The organism is Streptomyces sp. NPDC097595 (genome assembly GCF_044761525.1).
Classification (GTDB): domain Bacteria; phylum Actinomycetota; class Actinomycetes; order Streptomycetales; family Streptomycetaceae; genus Streptomyces; species Streptomyces drozdowiczii_A.
The window spans coordinates 80,456-94,622 of record NZ_JBIWCN010000011.1 but is presented as its reverse complement, the minus strand read 5'-3'; the positions used below and the strand labels follow the sequence as shown (position 1 = coordinate 94,622).

The following is a 14,167-nucleotide window of genomic DNA, read 5'->3' as shown; positions in this document are numbered from 1 at the left end:
GGCGCACAGGGTGCGACGCGCGGCCGATCAGCAGTGGGGAGGTCTCACGCGATGTACAACGGAACGCCCTTTCAGGGGAAGGCGGATGGGGCGCCGCGCCGCGAACGGCGGGGCCGGGCTGGACGGTAGCGGCGCGGGCCTGCGGATCGCCACCGGTTTTCGGGGAGGCCTCGTCCCCGAAAGTCCTTGCCCGTTAAGGTCGTTGTGATCGCAAAGAGCGCGAAGAGCGGGCCAGGGGGAGCGATGGGCGGGAGAAGGACGGCACACCGGTGGGCGGTCGCCACGGCCGGGGCGGTGCTGGCGGCGGTGTCGCTGACCGGTTGCGGGGGCGGCGGCGACGGTGCGGCGGGTGCGAAGGCGGCCGAGGGGGCCAAGGGTGGCGGGGACGCGAAGAAGCCGGCGCGGCGCGCGTACGACCCGCCCGTGCGCTTCGAGGGGAACGCGGTCGACCTGACGGGCGCCCAGCAGCCGAGCACGTCGAGCGGCGAGGCCCTGCGGCCCGCGGTGACGCTTGCGGACGGGGTCGCGTACGTCGACGACCAGCGCGGGATCGACGCGATCGACACCCGGACCGGCGACTCCCGGTGGTACGTGGCGACCAAGCACGAGGGGGAGCGGGGCGGCTTCGGGACGGAGCGGGTCGCGCCCCTGGTCTCGGACGACGGGCGGACCGTCTACGCCGCGTGGGACCGCCGGGTGCCGGGCGAGGGGACCGTGCCGGACCGGTTCGTCATCGAGGTGGCCGCCGTCGACACGGCCACCGGCAAGCGGGCGTGGTCGGCCGAGATCCCGTCCGACCCCAGCGCCACCGGGATGGCCGCCACCGCCATCGGCGCCGACGGGAACCTCGCGCCGCAGGTCGTCGGGGTGGACGCCGGCACCGCGGTGGTCACCGACGCGGACACCACGTATGCCCTCGACACCGCCACCGGGGCCGTCCGCTGGAAGAAGGGCGATTACCGGGCGCTGAATCTCGCCGAGGGCGTCGTGGCCGGCGGCGAGGAGACCGGATACCACCAGGGCCGGCTGCTGGGCGTCGACGCGAAGACGGGGAAGCAGCGGTGGACCGTCGCGGGCGCCCGGCAGCCCGCCCGCGCCGCGTCGGCGTTGCTGAGTGCGAACCGGGACGGCCACACGGACGTCGTGGACGCGGTCGACGGCAAGCTCCGCCTGATCATCGACAAGCCGGACTACCGCTGCCTGGACGACGCGCGGTCGCTGGTCGCGTGCTCCAAGGACGGCTACAACGTCTCGGACCGGGGCATCGTGGTCATCGACGCGACCACGTTCCGGCGCAAGTGGGTCCTGGCCGCCGACTCCGGGCGTTCGGTGCCGGGGGTCACCGGCTTCTGGCACGGTGCCCTGTACGGCGAGGTGGGCGAACGGCCGGTCGTCCTGGACGGGGAGACGGGCAAGGACCGCGAGACCGACCCGAACGCGGCCCCGATCGAGATCGACCGGTACGGCGGTGTGGAGGGGACGCGGTTCATTCCGGCGGCGGGCTGAAGAAGGGCTGGTTGAGGCGGCCGGTTCGGGGGAACGCCCCCGTATCCCGCGGGGGTTGACCGCGCCGGCCTCCGGGGGGCCGCGGGATGGCCCGGCCGCTTCGCGGCTGGTGCGATGAGGGTCCATCACCGGCGACGGCGAACCACCGTTCCGGCACAGAGAAACGGACCATCATGCGCGCATTACTACGGCGCCGCCGGCGCCTCGCCGTCCTGGCCGGGCTGACGGCCACCCTCCTCGCCACAGCGACCGGACTGCCCGCCGTGGCGGCACCGCCCCGTCCCGCCGACCCGCTCCAACGGCAGGTGGACGCGATTCACGGGACGGGGGCCGTGGGCGTGCTGGCCGAGGTCTCCGGACCGGGCGCCCGGTCCATCGCGCGGGCCGGGGCGGCCGTGGCGGGCACCAGGAAGCCGATGCCCTGGAACGGCAGGTTCCGGATCGGCAGTGCCACCAAGACCTTCACCGCCGCGGTTGTCCTGCAACTCGTCGGGGAAGGCCGTGTGTCCCTGGACGACACCGTCGAGCGGTGGCTGCCGGGTGTGGTCCGGGGCCACGGCAACGACGGCCGTCTCATCACCGTACGACAGCTGCTGCAACACACCAGCGGCCTCCGGGACGTGGCCCCCGAGATCTCCGCGCTGAACAGCGCGGCGGGCTATCGGGCGGAGCGGTTTCGTACCTACACCCCCGGGGAACTGGTGCGGCTGGCGGTGAGCGACGCGCCCAGGTTCCCGCCGGGCAAGGGCTGGTCGTACTCGAACACCAACTACGTCCTCGCCGCGATGATCGTGGAGAGGGTCACCGGCCGGAGCTGGGCGCATGAGGTGAAGGCGCGGATCATCAGGCCACTCGGCCTGAGCGGCACCTCCGTGCCCGGCGTTCTTCCCTTCGTTCCTGGCCCGCACGCCCACGGTTACGCCGCGTTCGGCACCGAGGAGGCCACCGACGTCACGGCGCTCGATCCGAGCATGGCCTTCGGCTCCGGAGCGGTCATCAGCACGGCGCACGACCTGAACCGCTTCTACGCCGCACTGCTGGGCGGCCGCCTGCTCGCTCCGGCGCAACTGGCCGAGCTGACGGACGCCGTGGACGCACCCGAGCTGGGCGTGAAGTACGGGCTCGGGATCGCCGAGATCCCGTTGTCCTGCGGCGGCACCTACTTCGGACACCGGGGCGAACTGCTCGGCTACACCACCTGGACCGGTGCCACGGCGGACGGCAGGCGGAGCGCCGCGGTCTACATCAACAGCGACGGTGGGCAGGAGACGCAGAAGGCGATGACCGCGCTCGTCGACCGGGAGCTGTGTGGGACGGGCTGACACGGGGAAGAGCGAAGGGCCCCGCACACCGAGGTGTGCGGGGCCCAGCTCCGTACAAACGGCTTACTTCTTGAAGCCGTAGTCCATCAGCTTCTTCGCGTCCGACGTGCGGGTCGCCTCCGACGTCGAGGTCAGCACCGTGCCGATCACCGTCTTGCCGCTGCGGGTCGCGGCGAAGACCAGGCAGTACTTGGAGGCCGGACCGGAGCCCGTCTTCACGCCGATCGCGCCGCTGTACGTGCCCAGCAGCTTGTTCGTGTTGGTCCACGACATGTAGCGGTAGCCGCCGCTCTTCGTCGTGACCTTCTGCTTGGTCGACTTCGTCTTCACGACCGAGCGGAACGTGGAGTACTTCATCGCGCTGCTCGCGAGCTTCGTCAGGTCGCGCGGGGTCGAGTAGTTGGACCCGTTCCCTATGCCGTCGAACGAGTCGAAGTGCGTGTTCTTCAGGCCGAGCGTCTTGGCGGTGCTGTTCATCTTGCCGATGAACGACTTCACCCGCGCCGCGCGCGTCGAACCGGAGCCGAACTTGTCCGCCAGCGCGTACGCGGCGTCGCAGCCCGACGGCAGCATGAGGCCGTACAGCAGCTGGCGCACGGTGACCTTGTCGCCCACGATCAGCCGCGCCGAGGACGCGCCCTTGGAGACGATGTAGTCGCTGTACGCCTTCTGGATCGTGACCTTGGAGTCCAGGTTCAGGCCCTTCTGGGCCAGCACCACGCGCGCGGTCATGATCTTCGTCGTCGAGCCGGTGGAGCGGCGGGTGTCCGCGGCCTTGGTGAACAGCGTGCTTCCGGTGCCGTTGTTCATCACGAAGCCGCCCTTGGCGACGATCGAGGGCGCCTTGGGCGCGGCGGCCCGTGCCTTGGCGAAGTAGGGCGCCTTGGGAGCGGCGGCCTGTGCCGTGGAGGCGAACGCACCGCCCGCGATCAGGGCGCCCGTGGTGAGGGCCACCGTCACGGTCGCCGAACCGCGCCTTATGCCCTTAATGCCGAGTTTCACAGTGAACACTCCAAATGCCCCTGAAAGGCGGCCACATGAGGGTGCCGCCGCGCTGATAAGACGAACGACTGCCCCGCGTGGTTGGGCCCACGCATGGGTGATTTTTTGCGATATCCGGGGGCGCCGGGGCGGCCCGCGGCGTCCACGAGGCGCTGGCGCGCGGTGGCCAGGGGCTACCATCGGCGTCACATCCGAGCGCCCCAGAGGCCGGAGGCAGTCGTGGACGATGTCGTGCGTGCGCAGGAGTCCGTCAGGGCTTACGGCGAGCTCGTGGCCCTCGCCGAGCGCCTGGAGGCGCTGCGGCAGCTGGGCGAGGACGGGGTCGAGGCGCATACGACGGCCGCGCTGCACGCGGTCCGCTTCGCCGCGACGATCCTGTGGCGGACCGTGCCCGACGTGCCGGAGCCGGACTACCGCCAGGACGAGGAGCGCCTGCTCGAACTGGCCGCGCACTGGCGCGAGGCGGCCCTCGGCCTCGGCGAGTTCGCGCCCCAGCGCCCGACGCTGCGGCTGGTGGAAAACGACGGGACGTCCGCGTAGCCGCTGGGATAGCGTCCCCCGGCATGACCCCTTCCCTGCGCAGTGAGCGCCTGGTCCTCGAACCGTATGTGCCCGCCGACGAGGACGACTTCGTCGGCCTCTTCCTGGACGAGCGGGTCTCCCGCTACATGGGCGACGGCCCTGAGCCCGAGGGAAGCTACCGCGCCCTGTTCACCCGCATCTTCACGCATGTGTACGAGCCCGGGGCCTTCGATGTCTGGGCCGTACGCCTGGACGGCCTGATAGTCGGCCACGCGGAGATCAAGCCGTCGAAGGTCGTCGAAGGCCACGAACTGATCTACGCCCTCGCCCCCGACGCGTGGGGCCAGGGCCTCGGCACCGAACTGGCGCGGACGATCGTCGCGTACGGCTTCGAGGTGCTGGACCTGGACCAGGTGTACGCGACCGTGGCCGAGCCGAACACGGCCTCGCTGGCGGCCCTGCGAAAGGTGGGGCTCCAGCACGTCAGGGACATCACCGAGGAGGACGGCAGCACGACGCTGCTGCTGTCCGTCGGGCGCTAGGGCCTTCGCTGTCGCCCACATCGTGGACCGGACGGTGCTTGCGTGCATGTTGTATCTATGCTGTGTCCATGCCTGCCCCCGCACCCGCACCCGTGACCCCGCCCGCGAAGCGGCCCCCGGCCGCCGAGCGCGTCTACACGCACGTCAAGGACGCCGTCCTGGACCGCCGCTACGAGGGCGGCACCCTGCTCACCGAGGGCGACCTCGCCGAGGCCGTGGGGGTCTCGCGCACGCCGGTGCGCGAGGCGCTGCTGCGCCTGGAGGTCGAGGGGCTGATCAAGCTCTACCCGAAGAAGGGCGCCTTGGTGCTCGCCGTCTCCGCCCAGGAGATCGCGGACGTGGTGGAGACCCGGCTGCTGGTCGAGGAGTTCGCCGCCCGCAAGGCGGTGCCCGCGTCCCCGCAGCTGATCAGCCGGCTGGAAGCGCTCCTGGAGGAGCAGCGGCACTACTCCGACGCCGGCGACCTGGCCACCGTCTCCGTGAAGGACCGCTGCTTCCACGCCGAGATCGTCCGCCACGCGGGCAACGAGATCCTGTCCCGCCTCTACGACCAGCTGCGCGACCGCCAGCTGCGGATGGGCGTCGCCGTCATGGAGGCCCACCCGGACAGGATCGCCGCCAACATCGCGGAGCACGGCGAGCTGCTGGAGGCGATCAGGTCCGGTGACGCGGAGGGCGCCGCCCACGTCGTGCGCCGCCACGTCGGCCGGGTCAAGGTGCTGGTCCGGGGTGAGGACCGGTGAGTTCCGCCGCCGCGCCCACCCTGCCCCTGCCCGGTGACCCGCCCGGCGGCCGGCGTGCCGTCAGGATCTGGGGCATCGGCGTCGCCGTCTACTTCGTCGCCATCATCTTCCGGACCAGCCTCGGCGTCGCCGGACTCGACGCCGCCGACCGGTTCGACGTCAACGCCTCGGCGCTCTCCACCTTCTCCATCCTCCAGCTGCTCGTGTACGCGGGCATGCAGATACCCGTCGGCCTGATGGTCGACCGGCTCGGCACCAAGCGGGTCCTGACCCTCGGGGCCGTCCTGTTCACCCTCGGCCAGCTCGGCTTCGCGCTCTCCCCCTCGTACGGCACCGCGCTCGCCTCCCGCGCGCTGCTGGGCTGCGGCGACGCGATGACGTTCATCAGCGTGCTCCGGCTGGGGACGCGCTGGTTCCCGGCCCGGCGCGGACCGCTGATCGGCCAGGTCGCCGCCCTCTTCGGGATGGCGGGCAACCTGATCTCCACGCTGGTCATCGCCCGCTCCCTGCACGGCCTCGGCTGGACGACCACCTTCGTCGGCAGCTCGCTGGCCGGGGTCGTGGTGCTGGTGCTGCTCCTGCTCTTCCTCAAGGACCACCCCGAGGGGTACGAGCCGCCGCCCGCGCAGCACGCCGGCGGGACGTACGTACGCAAGCAGATCGCCGCCTCCTGGCGGGAGCCCGGGACCCGGCTCGGGATGTGGGTGCACTTCACCACGCAGTTCCCGGCCATGGTGTTCCTGCTGCTGTGGGGCATGCCGTTCCTGGTCGAGGACCAGGGGCTCGGCCGGGGGACCGCCGGTGAGCTGCTGACCCTGGTGGTGCTCTCGAACATGACGCTGGGGCTCGTCTACGGGCAGGTGATCGCCCGTCACCACGCGGCCCGCGTCCCGCTCGCCCTCGGCACGGTCGGCACGACGGCCGCGCTGTGGGCGGTGACGATCTTCCACCCCGGGGACCATGCGCCGATGTGGCTGCTGGTCGTCCTGTGCGTGGTGCTCGGGGCGTGCGGGCCGGCCTCGATGATCGGCTTCGACTTCGCCCGCCCGGCCAACCCGCCGGAGCGCCAGGGCACCGCGTCCGGCATCGTCAACATGGGCGGCTTCGTCGCCTCGATGACCACGCTGTTCGCGGTCGGCGTGCTGCTGGACGCGACCGGTGACGATTACCGGGTGGCGTTCTCGTCGGTCTTCGTCCTGGAGGCGCTGGGCGTCGCGCAGATCCTGCGGCTGCGCGCGAGGGCGGCGCGCCGCGAGCGCGACCACCACGTGATCAGCCGGGTGGAAGCGGTGCACGTGCCGGTGTGACCCGGCCGAGACGCCTTACGGGGTGACGGCGAAGTGCTGGAGGATGGCGTCGGCCAGCTCCTGGTCGCCCTCGGTCTTGATCCGGTCCGCCACGGCGGCGGGCCGCACCCGGCCGCAGGCCAGCCGTACGTACGTCTCCCAGTCCATGGACAGCGTCGCGGCGGGCCCGAGCGACGGGGCGACGTCCAGCGAACCGCGTCCCTCGGCGTCGACCCGTACGGTGCGCATGAACTCCAGCGGTCCGTGGACGTCCAGCACCACGGCGGAGTCGGCCGGCGCGCCCGCGCTCTTGGCCACCACCTTCGGCAGCCCCAGCAGCAGGATGTCGCGGGCGACCAGGGCGCCGGGGGAGTCCAGGTTGCCGGGCCTGCCCAGGGCCGTCCGCAGGTCCTGCTCGTGCACCCAGACGTCGAAGGCGCGCATCCGCAGCGCCGTCTCCAGGGTCTGCTCCTTGCCCAGCGGCGCCCGCACCATGGTCTCCGGGTCCCGCGTCTCGTTCCGCAGCTGCCGGGAGCGGCGGATGACCGTGTACTCCAGCTCGGAGGTCATCTCCGGCGCGGTGTGGTGACGCCTGACGTCGACCTGCATCTCCATGTAGCGGGCGAACTCGCTCTGCACATGGAACAGGTCGCGCGGCAGGGTGTGGATCGGACGCGGGTCGCCGAGCTGTTCGCACTCCATACCGATGATGTGCGACACGATGTCGCGCACGGACCAGTTGGGGCAGGGTGTGCGGCCGTTCCACTCCCCCTCGGCGAGCGGGCTCACCAGCTCGGCTATCGACTCGATGGAGTGGGTCCAGGCGTCGGCGTAGGTCTGGAGGCTGGGATGGACGGTCACGGGACCCCTCGTGCGGTTCTGCGGTGCATGGGCGACTGGGCGCGGACGGTCGGGCTGCTGGCTGCGGGCAGCAATGAGGTTCGGTGGCTAAGTTACGCTGCGAGCAGGCACCCCGGCAGTGCTTTCGTGTGACGATCGTAGGCCGGTCTTGACGGCTCGAATGCCAGGACGGTGGTAGTGTGCGCGCCTCCCTCATCCAGATCGCAGTAGACCCGGACGAACCCGTCGACTCCCGCAGGGAACGCGCCGCCTCGCTGGTGGCCTCGCAGCGGGGCGCGGATCTGGTGGTCCTGCCCGAACTGTGGCCGGTCGGCGCCTTCGCCTACACGGCCTTCGAGGACGAGGCGGAGCCGCTGACGGGACCGACGCACGAGGTGATGGCCAAGGCCGCCGCCGAGGCCGGGGTCTGGCTGCACGCCGGCTCCTTCGTGGAACGGGCCGGGGACGGCACCCTCTACAACACCACGCTCGTCTTCTCCCCCGAGGGCGAGCGGGCCGCCGCCTACCGCAAGATCCACCGCTTCGGCTTCGACCAGGGGGAGGCGGTCATGATGGGCGCCGGCGAGGACCTGGTCACCGTCCCCCTTCCGGGGACCACGCTCGGCCTCGCCACCTGCTACGACCTCCGCTTCCCGGAGCTGTTCCGGGGCCTGGTCGACGCCGGCGCCGAAACCCTGGTCGTCGCGGCCGGCTGGCCGGAGCGCCGCCGCGCCCACTGGACGCTGCTCGCGCAGGCCCGCGCCGTCGAGAACCAGTCGTACGTCCTCGCGGTCGGCTCCGCCGGCACCCACGCGGGCATTCAGCAGGCCGGGCACAGCATCGCCGTCGACCCCTGGGGCGAGGTGCTCGCGGAGGCGGGCGCGGACGAGGAGGTGCTGACCGTGGAGCTGGACACGGCCAAGGTCGCGGCGACCCGGGAGCAGTTCCCGGCCCTCAAGGACCGGCGGCTGGGACTGGCCGCACCGAAGATCTGAAGCGCGAAGGGCCCCTCGTCTCACGGTTTCACGTGAAACAAGGGGCCCTTCGCGCAGTGGGCGCGATCAGTCGTCGTGGTCCTTCTCCGCGAGCACGATCACACACACCGCCACCGCGATCAGCAGCGACGCGTCGGCGTCGTCCCGCACGATGTCGATGCCGTACGTGTCCCGGATGGACAGCCAGCGGCGGGAGATCTGGGCCAGCAGCTCGCCGTCGTAGTCGATCGCGAACTCGCGGTCCAGGATCTTCCCGCTGACGTCCAGCTCGGTGCCGTCCGCGAGGGTCACGCGGTAGTGGTTGCGGAGCAGCGACAGATGCTTCTTCTTGACCTTGGCGAGCTGTTCGCCGTCCCGCTCGATCAGCATCGTGTCGCGGATACTCAGGAGCTTCTGGCGGATCTCCACGACGATCCGGCCCTGCGCGTCCTTCAGCTCGAAGGTGTCGCGCACCCGCATGGCCTTGCCGTCGACCAGGAAGACCTTGCGGCCGTCCGCGTCCTCGATCCAGTAGTCGTCACCGATGCTGAAAAGGCGCTCACGCACGAGAAGTCTCATGGCTCACAGGTTCCCCGAGCCACCTGTGGAATGCGGGAACGCCACGGTGATGTTGACTTGTCCTATGGCAACACGTGCACGCGTCAGGGCCCCCGAACTCATCGGCAAGGGCGGCTGGCTCAATACAGGCGACCGGCAGTACACCCTCGCTGACCTGCGAGGACGCATCGTCATCCTCGACTTCTGGACCTTCTGCTGTGTGAACTGCCTGCATGTTCTCGACGAGCTGCGCGAGCTGGAGGAGAAGCACCGCGACACCGTCGTGATCATCGGGGTGCACTCGCCGAAATTCGTCCACGAGGCGGAGCACCAGGCCGTCGTGGACGCGGTCGAGCGGTACGAGGTCCACCACCCGGTCCTCGACGACCCCGAGCTGGCCACCTGGAAGCAGTACGCCGTACGTGCCTGGCCCACGCTCGTCGTCATCGACCCCGAGGGCTATGTCGTCGCCCAGCACGCCGGTGAGGGCCACGCCCACGCCATTGAGAAGCTGGTCGAGGAGCTGGAGGCGGAGCACGCGGCGAAGGGCACCCTGCGACGCGGCGACGGGCCGTACGTGGCTCCGGAGCCGGTCGCCACGCATCTGCGGTTCCCCGGCAAGGCGCTGCTCCTCGCGGACGGCGGCCTCCTGGTCTCCGACACCACCCGGCACCGCCTGGTCGAGCTGGACCCGGACGGCGAGACCGTGCGCCGGCACTTCGGGGCGGGCGAGCGCGGGTTCACGGACGGCGGGCCCGACCGGGTCCGCTTCAGCGAACCGCAGGGGCTCGCCCTGCTGCCCGACGGGCGGATCGCGGTCGCGGACACCGTCAACCACGCCATCCGCGCGCTCGACCTCACGACCGGGGAGACGACCACCCTGGCCGGCACCGGCCGCCAGTGGTGGCAGGGGGTGCCCACCAGCGGCCCGGCCCGCGAGGTGGACCTCTCCTCGCCGTGGGACGTCGCCTGGTTCGACGGTCGGCTCTGGATCGCCATGGCCGGGGTGCACCAGCTGTGGACGTACGACCCCGAGTACGGCACCGTACGGGTCGCCGCCGGGACCACCAACGAGGGCCTGGTCGACGGGCCCGGCGCGGAGGCGTGGTTCGCGCAGCCGTCCGGGCTCGCGGCGACCGAGGACCGGCTGTGGGTCGCCGACGCGGAGACGTCCGCGCTGCGCTGGGTCGACCGCGAAGGCGCCGTGCACACCGCCGTGGGCACCGGCCTCTTCGACTTCGGCCACCGGGACGGCGCCGCCGGGCAGGCCCTGCTCCAGCACCCCCTCGGCGTGACCGCCCTGCCCGACGGGTCCGTCGCGGTCTGCGACACGTACAACCACGCCCTGCGCCGGTACGACCCGGCGAGCGGTGAGGTCACCACCGTGGCCACGGACCTGCGGGAGCCCAGCGACGCCGTGCTGGTGGACGGGGACCTCGTCGTCGTGGAGTCCGCCCGGCACCGGCTGACCCGGCTGCGGCTTCCCGAGGAGGCGGTACGCGTCGCCGAGCAGGCGCACCGCACCCAGCGGGCCGCCACCGAGGTCGCCCCCGGCGCGCTCCGGCTCGATGTCGTCTTCCAGGCGCCCGCCGGGCAGAAGCTGGACACCCGGTACGGTCCCTCGACGCGACTGCTGGTCTCCTCCACCCCGCCCGGGCTGCTGGCCGAGGGAGAGGGCGCCGGCACCGACCTCTTCCGCGACCTCGTCCTCGCGGACGGCGTCACCGAGGGCGTCCTGCACGTCTCCGCGATGGCCGCGTCCTGCGACGACGACCCGGCCAACGAGTACCCGGCCTGCCACGTCCACCAGCAGGACTGGGGCGTCCCGGTCCGCGTCACGGAGGACGGCGCGGCCCGGCTGCCGCTGGTCCTCGCGGGGATGGACGCGTAGCGGCTCAGCCGTCCGACGTGAGGCGGCGGGTCGCCTCGGTGTGGCGGCGTACGTGGTCCGGGCTCGCCGTCACCCGGAGCAGCGTCTCCAGGGCCCGGACCGCGCCCTCGTCGTAGCCGGCGCGCTCCGCCTCCGCGGCGGCCTCGTCCAGGAGCCGGATGCCCTCCGCCTCCGCGCCCAGGGCCAGGCGGGCCTCACCGCTGACGGACAGCAGCAGCACCCGGCGGGCCGCCTCCTCGTGCTCGGGGCCCAGGTCGAAGGCGGTCCGGGCGGAGTCCAGGGCGTCCCGCGGGCGGCCCGCCGTGAGCTGCATCCGGGCCAGGTGCTGGAGCGCGAGCATCTCGGTGTGCGCGTCGGGCTCCTTCCTGGCCAGTTCGAGGGCCCGTTCGCAGCCCTCCATCGCCACGTCCAGGCCGCCCCGCTCGGCCTGGACGATGGCCAGGTTGATGAGCGCCGTCGCCTCGCCGAGCCGGTCCCCCGCCTGCCGGGCGAGACCGGGCGAGGGCTCCAGCGTGGCGACCGCCTCACCGGTCCTGCCCTCCTCCGTCAGAACCCAGCCGAGCAGATTGCGGACCCGGGACTCGGCGTACGGGTCCTCGCGGGCGACGGCCGCCGCCAGGGCGAGTTCCAGCATCGGGACCCAGCCGTCCCGGACCCGCCAGACCATGTGCGGCCACTGGAGCAGGATGATCCGCCACGCCCGGTCGTCCAGCCCGGCGGCCCGGGCGGCGGCGGCCGCCAGGGTCAGGTCCTCGCGTTCGGCGGCCAGCCAGCTCATCGCCTCCGCCCGGTCCGTGAAGTCCCGGGTCGCGGTGGGCGCGCGGAATCCGTCGGGCAGCACGAAGCAGGGCTCGCCGCCCGGTTCCGCCGTGTCGGCAGCGGCGAGCGCGGTCGCGATGTAGTGGTCCAGCACCCCGATGAGCGCGTTCGGCGCCGCCGCCGGGTCGAGCCCTCGCGCGTACAGCCGCACCAGGTCGTGGAGTATCCAGCGTCCGGGGCCCGCCTCCGTGACCAGATGGGCGGCGGCCAGCCGTTCCAGCGCCGCCCCGGCGGTGACCGGGTCGCTGCCGGCGAGAGCGGCGGCGGTGTACGGGTCGAAGTGGCTGCCGGGGTGGTGGCCGAGCCGGGCGAGGTGGTGGACGGCGTCCGGCGGCAGCTGCTGCACAGTGAGCCGCAGGGCGGCGGAGACGCCGGTGTCCTCCACGTCCAGATAGGACAGCCGGCTGCGCTCGTCGGCGAGTTCGTCGGCCATGGCGGCCAGCGTCCACTGCGGGCGGCCCGCCAGCCGGGCCGCCGTGACCCGCAGCGCGAGGGGGAGTCCGCCGCAGAGTTCGGCGAGCCGCCGGGCCGCGACCGGTTCCGCGAGGACCCGTTCCTCGCCGAGGACCCCGGCCAGCAGCGCGGTGCCGTCCGTCGGTTCGAGTATGTCCACCGGGACCGGGACGGCCGCGTCCGAGGCGATGAGACCGTCGAGCCGGTGCCGGCTGGTGACCAGCGTGACGCAGTCCGCACCGCCCGGCAGCAGCGGCCTGACCTGCGCGGAGTCGCGGGCGTTGTCCAGCACGACGAGGAGGCTGAGCCGGTCGGTGAGCGAGCGGAACAGCGCCGCCGCGCCTGATGTGGACTCCGGCACCCGGCGGGGCGCGACGCCGAGCGCGAGCAGGAACTCCCGCAGCACTTCGAGCGGGGTCGGCTCGGCGGTCTCCCCGAACCCGCGCAGATCCGCGAAGAGCCGGCCGTCCGGGAAGGCGGCGGGGGACCGGCGCGCCCAGTGCAGCGCCAGCGCGGTCTTCCCGACCCCGGCCGGCCCGGTGACCAGGCAGACGGGCGCCTCCCCGGCCGCGGCCCGCGACAGCGCGGTCAGCTCCGGCCCCCGCCCGTGGAACCCGCGCGGCGCGCGCGGCAGCAGATCGGCGGGTACGCCCGCGGCGGTGTACGGGGAGGGCGGCCCATGCACCGGCACGACGGCCTGCACCCCGCCGGGCCTGCCGTAGGCGGCCGCGTCGGCGACCACCGGCGAACCGGCCCGCGGTGCGGCGGACCCGCCGGTCCCGCCATGCGGCGGGCGACCGGCCTGCGAGGTCTCGGTCCCGTCGGCCGGTTGCGGCCCGCCGGACGCCCCGCCCGGGCCCCCGGCCCCCACGGCGTGCCCGGGAGCGTCGGCCCCGCCGGGCCCACCCTCCCCGCGCAGGACGCGCGCATACGCGTCCGCCAGTTCGCGGCCCGGGTCGATGCCCAGTTCGTCCGCGAGCAGGCGGCGGGTGCGGTGGAAGCAGTCAAGCGCCTCGGACTGGCGGCCCGAGCGGTGGAGGGCGGTCATCAGGGCCGCCGCCAGGGATTCGCGCAGGGGATGGGCGACGGCCTCCGCGCGCAGGACCGCCGCCGCGCGGTGGTGTTCGCCCAGCTCCCCGTACGCGCGGGCCAGCTGCTCGACCGTCGAGAGGCGGGACTCCTCCAGTGCGTGGGCGGCCGCCTGGAGCGGGGCGCTCGCGTAGCTGCCCGTGAGGGCGGGGCCCTGCCAGAGCGACAGGGCCTCCTTCAGCATCAGCACCGTGTCGGCGGGGCCCCGCTGCTCGCGGGCCAGCATCAGCAGTTCCTCGAACCGCTGGGAGTCCAGCAGGGTTTCGGGCGCCCGGAGCACATACGCGTCGCCGAGCGTCGCCAGCTCGACCCCGTACGCCTGCGCGTCCGCGCCGACCAGCAGGGCGCGCAGCCGGGAGACATGGCCCTGGATGACCGTGCGGGCGTGGAGCGGAGGCTCCTCGTCCCAGAGGCAGTCGGTCAGCCGTGCCATGGACACGGGGGTGTTGGCGTGCAGCAGCAGGGCCGCGAGCAGGCTGCGGCGCTTGGCGGGGCCGAGGGGCAGCGGCCCGGTCAGCGTGTCGACGCAGACGGTGCCGAGCAGCCGGAACTCCACGAGCGGCTCCCCTTCGGCGTCTGACGCGCCCGGTTCCGGGTCACGGACAAGCGCCCAGAATATC

12 protein-coding genes are annotated in these 14,167 nt (G+C 72.7%); 8 read left to right on the top strand and 4 right to left on the bottom strand.

The genetic code is table 11. The features are described from left to right. Nucleotides 1–243 precede the first annotated feature (243 nt). Together ACIQZN_RS18910 and ACIQZN_RS18905 are read left to right on the top strand one after the other, a co-directional pair. On the top strand, nt 244–1,506 hold the full coding sequence (locus ACIQZN_RS18910) for a PQQ-binding-like beta-propeller repeat protein (protein WP_403994743.1): 1,263 nt from the start codon (nt 244–246) through the stop codon (nt 1,504–1,506). A gap of 173 nt (nt 1,507–1,679) precedes the next feature. Then, nucleotides 1,680–2,828 (top strand): serine hydrolase domain-containing protein, encoded by a 1,149-nt coding sequence (locus ACIQZN_RS18905; RefSeq protein ID WP_403994740.1) that lies wholly within the window; start codon nt 1,680–1,682, stop codon nt 2,826–2,828. 63 nt (nt 2,829–2,891) lie between these two features. On the opposite strand, the gene ACIQZN_RS18900 is transcribed toward ACIQZN_RS18905, so the two are convergent. Next, entirely contained in the window at nt 2,892–3,830 is a 939-nt protein-coding gene (locus tag ACIQZN_RS18900; RefSeq protein ID WP_403994737.1) for a D-alanyl-D-alanine carboxypeptidase family protein, read from the bottom strand. Nucleotides 3,831–4,049: 219 nt separating this feature from the next. On the opposite strand from ACIQZN_RS18900, the gene ACIQZN_RS18895 reads away from it, so the two are divergent. The 4 genes from ACIQZN_RS18895 to ACIQZN_RS18880 all read left to right on the top strand — a co-directional run bounded on the left by ACIQZN_RS18895 (nt 4,050) and on the right by ACIQZN_RS18880 (nt 6,944). Continuing rightward, entirely contained in the window at nt 4,050–4,370 is a 321-nt protein-coding gene (locus ACIQZN_RS18895) for a hypothetical protein (RefSeq protein WP_403994734.1), read from the top strand. A gap of 23 nt (nt 4,371–4,393) precedes the next feature. Next, complete coding sequence (locus ACIQZN_RS18890) at nt 4,394–4,894, top strand: GNAT family N-acetyltransferase (RefSeq protein WP_403994731.1); 501 nt, start codon at nt 4,394–4,396, stop codon at nt 4,892–4,894. 68 nt (nt 4,895–4,962) lie between these two features. Beyond that, the gene (locus ACIQZN_RS18885) at nt 4,963–5,637 is read left to right on the top strand and encodes a GntR family transcriptional regulator (protein WP_403994728.1); all 675 of its coding nucleotides are present in this window, start codon (nt 4,963–4,965) and stop codon (nt 5,635–5,637) included. Further along, nucleotides 5,634–6,944 carry a nitrate/nitrite transporter gene (locus tag ACIQZN_RS18880; RefSeq protein WP_403994725.1) on the top strand — a complete coding sequence of 437 codons (1,311 nt, stop codon included), beginning with the start codon at nt 5,634–5,636 and terminating at the stop codon, nt 6,942–6,944. The genes ACIQZN_RS18885 and ACIQZN_RS18880 overlap by 4 nt, the downstream gene beginning before the upstream one ends. Nucleotides 6,945–6,959: 15 nt before the next feature. Here ACIQZN_RS18880 and ACIQZN_RS18875 read toward each other — a convergent pair whose 3' ends face one another. Continuing rightward, nucleotides 6,960–7,784, bottom strand: coding sequence for a maleylpyruvate isomerase family mycothiol-dependent enzyme (locus tag ACIQZN_RS18875; RefSeq protein WP_403994722.1), 825 nt, complete (start codon nt 7,782–7,784; stop codon nt 6,960–6,962). A gap of 179 nt (nt 7,785–7,963) precedes the next feature. Here ACIQZN_RS18875 and ACIQZN_RS18870 point away from each other — a divergent pair, with 179 nt between their 5' ends. Next, nucleotides 7,964–8,758: a carbon-nitrogen family hydrolase gene (locus ACIQZN_RS18870; RefSeq protein WP_403994719.1), complete on the top strand. Its 795-nt coding sequence runs from the start codon at nt 7,964–7,966 to the stop codon at nt 8,756–8,758. Nucleotides 8,759–8,824: 66 nt separating this feature from the next. On the opposite strand, the gene ACIQZN_RS18865 is transcribed toward ACIQZN_RS18870, so the two are convergent. Next, nucleotides 8,825–9,316 carry an LURP-one-related/scramblase family protein gene (locus ACIQZN_RS18865; RefSeq protein ID WP_403994718.1) on the bottom strand — a complete coding sequence of 164 codons (492 nt, stop codon included), beginning with the start codon at nt 9,314–9,316 and terminating at the stop codon, nt 8,825–8,827. Between the two features lie 64 nt (nt 9,317–9,380). Between ACIQZN_RS18865 and ACIQZN_RS18860 the strand changes: the two genes are divergently transcribed. After that, nucleotides 9,381–11,186, top strand: coding sequence for an NHL domain-containing thioredoxin family protein (locus ACIQZN_RS18860; RefSeq protein WP_403994715.1), 1,806 nt, complete (start codon nt 9,381–9,383; stop codon nt 11,184–11,186). A 4-nt stretch (nt 11,187–11,190) separates the two neighbouring features. Here the strand turns inward: ACIQZN_RS18860 and ACIQZN_RS18855 are convergent, their stop codons facing one another. After that, nucleotides 11,191–14,103 carry a BTAD domain-containing putative transcriptional regulator gene (locus ACIQZN_RS18855; protein WP_403994712.1) on the bottom strand — a complete coding sequence of 971 codons (2,913 nt, stop codon included), beginning with the start codon at nt 14,101–14,103 and terminating at the stop codon, nt 11,191–11,193. Nucleotides 14,104–14,167 lie beyond the last annotated feature (64 nt).

Coding starts and splice junctions, on each gene's coding strand:
- ACIQZN_RS18910 (WP_403994743.1), top strand. CDS start 244: ATGGGCGGGAGAAGGACGGCACACCGGTGGGCGGTCGCCACGGCCGGG.
- ACIQZN_RS18905 (WP_403994740.1), top strand. CDS start 1,680: ATGCGCGCATTACTACGGCGCCGCCGGCGCCTCGCCGTCCTGGCCGGG.
- ACIQZN_RS18890 (WP_403994731.1), top strand. CDS start 4,394: ATGACCCCTTCCCTGCGCAGTGAGCGCCTGGTCCTCGAACCGTATGTG.
- ACIQZN_RS18885 (WP_403994728.1), top strand. CDS start 4,963: ATGCCTGCCCCCGCACCCGCACCCGTGACCCCGCCCGCGAAGCGGCCC.
- ACIQZN_RS18865 (WP_403994718.1), bottom strand. CDS start 9,316: ATGAGACTTCTCGTGCGTGAGCGCCTTTTCAGCATCGGTGACGACTAC.
- ACIQZN_RS18860 (WP_403994715.1), top strand. CDS start 9,381: ATGGCAACACGTGCACGCGTCAGGGCCCCCGAACTCATCGGCAAGGGC.